The organism is Streptomyces sp. NPDC047869 (genome assembly GCF_040704065.1).
In the GTDB taxonomy this organism is placed as follows: Bacteria; Actinomycetota; Actinomycetes; order Streptomycetales; family Streptomycetaceae; genus Streptomyces.
In genome coordinates this window covers 1-2,426 of record NZ_JBEYRK010000069.1, presented here as the reverse complement: position 1 = coordinate 2,426, position 2,426 = coordinate 1, and the positions used below count along the sequence as shown (strand labels likewise).

At 73.0% G+C, this 2,426-nt stretch carries 2 protein-coding genes; both read right to left on the bottom strand.

All coding sequences use genetic code 11. From position 1 onward, the window contains the following. Positions 1 to 153: 153 nt before the first annotated feature. Positions 154 to 1,401, bottom strand: coding sequence for a cytochrome P450 (locus AB0924_RS38545; RefSeq protein ID WP_358936595.1), 1,248 nt, complete (start codon positions 1,399 to 1,401; stop codon positions 154 to 156). A gap of 89 nt (positions 1,402 to 1,490) precedes the next feature. Continuing rightward, on the bottom strand, positions 1,491 to 2,282 hold the full coding sequence (locus AB0924_RS38540; RefSeq protein ID WP_366913982.1) for an N-formylglutamate amidohydrolase: 792 nt from the start codon (positions 2,280 to 2,282) through the stop codon (positions 1,491 to 1,493). Positions 2,283 to 2,426: the final 144 nt, after the last annotated feature.

Sequence of the window (2,426 nt, the reverse complement as noted above, 5' to 3'; positions counted from 1 at the left end):
GCCACCTCGCAACTGGCAAACGCCCGAATCTGAAACGGAAGGCGACTCACGAGGCGAGACCAGAACTCAAGACCGGGACACTAGGTGTATTGACCTGAAGCGTTGTTCACACGGCTGATCGGTGGGTGGCCGCCCCGACCTGCCCGGCCACCATCACCAGGTGACGGGCAGGGCGCGTGGTCCGCGGATCATCGTCTTGTGCCGCCAGGGGACCTGGTCCGGTGGTACGGCGAGGCGCAGGGCGGGCAGCCGGTCCAGGATTGTGCCGACGAGCAGTTCGGTCTGCAGCCGGGCGAGGACGGCGCCGGTGCAGTAGTGCGGGCCGCTGCCGAAGGCCAGGTGCGGGTTGGGGCGCCGGTCGGGGTCGATGCGGTCGGGGTCGGGGAAGACGGCCGGATCGCGGTTGGCGGCGAGATAGGAGACGTAGACCGGTTCGCCCGCCGCGATCCGGTGACCGCCGACCTCGACGTCCTCCAGGGCGATCCGGGCGAGCCCGACCGTGCTGCGGTGCGGGATGTGGCGCAGGAGTTCGTCGAGCACGGGGCCGCGCGCCTCGGGGCGGTTCCGTACGCGGTCCATCAGTTCCGGCCGGGTCAGCATCAGGAACAGCATCTGGCCGCAGTTGTGGGTGACCGCCTCGCCGCCGATCTGCAGCGGCCCGGCGAGGCCGACGGCCTCCTCCTCGCTGATCTCGCCTCGGGACACGGCGGCCCCGAGGAGCGAGTAGACGTCCTCGTCCGTGCTGTGCGCCCGGGACCGGACGGCCGTGGTGATCCAGCCGTACAGGCCGGTCTTCGCGGCCCGGGCGGCCTCGGCGCCACCGGAGGTGGAGATGATCTGCCGGGTCCAGGTGTGCACCTGCTCCCGGTCGGCGGACGGCACCCCCATCACCTCGCTGACGACCGTGATCGGGAACGGTTCCAGCACCCGCTCGACCAGGTCCGCGGGCGGTCCGTCCCGTACGGCGCCGTCCATCAGCTCGTCCAGGATCCGCTGCGCGCGGGGCCGCAGTCGCTTCATTGCGCTCACCGTGAAGGCGCCGGCGACCGGCTTGCGCAGCCGGTTGTGCTCGGGCTGGTCGGCCCAGGCCAGCGAGCCCGGGCGGGGCGCGAAGTCCGGGGCCAGCCGGGTCACCTGACGGCGGGCGACCTCGGCGCGGCCGAAGCGCGGATCGTTGGTGACCAGCTTCACGTCCTCGTAGCGGGTGGCGAGCCACGCCCACCCCTCACCGAACGGCAGCCGGATCCGGGTCAGCGGGCCCTCGCGCATCAGACCGGCGAGGACGGGGTCGAAGTCCGTCCCGTCCAGGTCGAGCGGCAGCCAGTCCCGCACGGGCGGCGGCCAGCCCCGCTCGGGCGGTGCCGCCCCGGCCCGGCCGGTGAGCGTGATCTCCTCCGTCATGCCCACCACCTTCGTACGCGCCCCGCCCGCTGTCCTGCGGGAGTGCTCCAGCCGGAGGGCCCGGAGCCCGCCCCGGAGGCGCCCCGCCGCTACACGGCGTCCACGAGCGCGGCCAGCGCCCCGGCGAGGTCCTCGAGACCCGGCCCGGCGGGGCCGCCGGGCTCGGTCATGTAGGTGTCCCGGCGGATCTCCACCATCAGGGCGCTCACCCGCGCCTCGCGCCCGTAGTACTCCAGCGGCACGTAGGTCCCGCTGAACGGGCTGTCCAGCCCGGTCTCCCCGCACTCGGCGAACGCCTTCAGGGCGGCCTCGCGCAGCCGGGACGGCGTGTGGAAGGCGTCCGTGCCCAGGCACACGGGCGGCCGCGGACCGGCACCGTGCAGCTCGTACGGCAGGGCCTCGCGCGGGTAGGAGTGCACGTCGATCACGATCGCGCGCCCGGTCGCGGCGAGCCGCCCGGCCACCGCCTCGGTCATCGCGCGCGCGTACGGCCGGAAGTATCGCTCGACCAGCGGCTCGGGATCGGTGTCCGCGGCCCGCAGCACACCGCGGTGCGTGGTCCCGGTGTACACGGCTCCCATGCCCACGGCGAGCATCTCCTCCCGCTCGTCCGGGAACCGCTCCGGGTCCACGACCAGCCGGGACAGCCGGTTCACGAACCGCCAGGGGGTGGTCCCGGCCAGGGCCGCCGCCCGCTCCGCGATCCGCGCGGTGTGCGCGTCGGTGATGTGGTCCAGTTCCCGCTCCAGCGCCGCGTCGTCCAGCACGATGTCCTCGCGGACGTCATCCGGTATCGCCCGCGACGAGTGCGGCACGTGCAGCAGCACGGGCGACTCGGCGGCGCCGGGCAGGAGTTCGAACGAAGGCGTGTACGGGGGCACGGGCTGCTCCATGGGCGTCGGTCGGACGGTGCGTGATCAAGGTGCCACACGGCACTGACATTGATGCTGATACTCGGGTTCCGGTGGTCGTGACCCGGGCACTGACTGACGCCCTGCTGGGCTGTCTTCGCGTTGTTCTGTCCA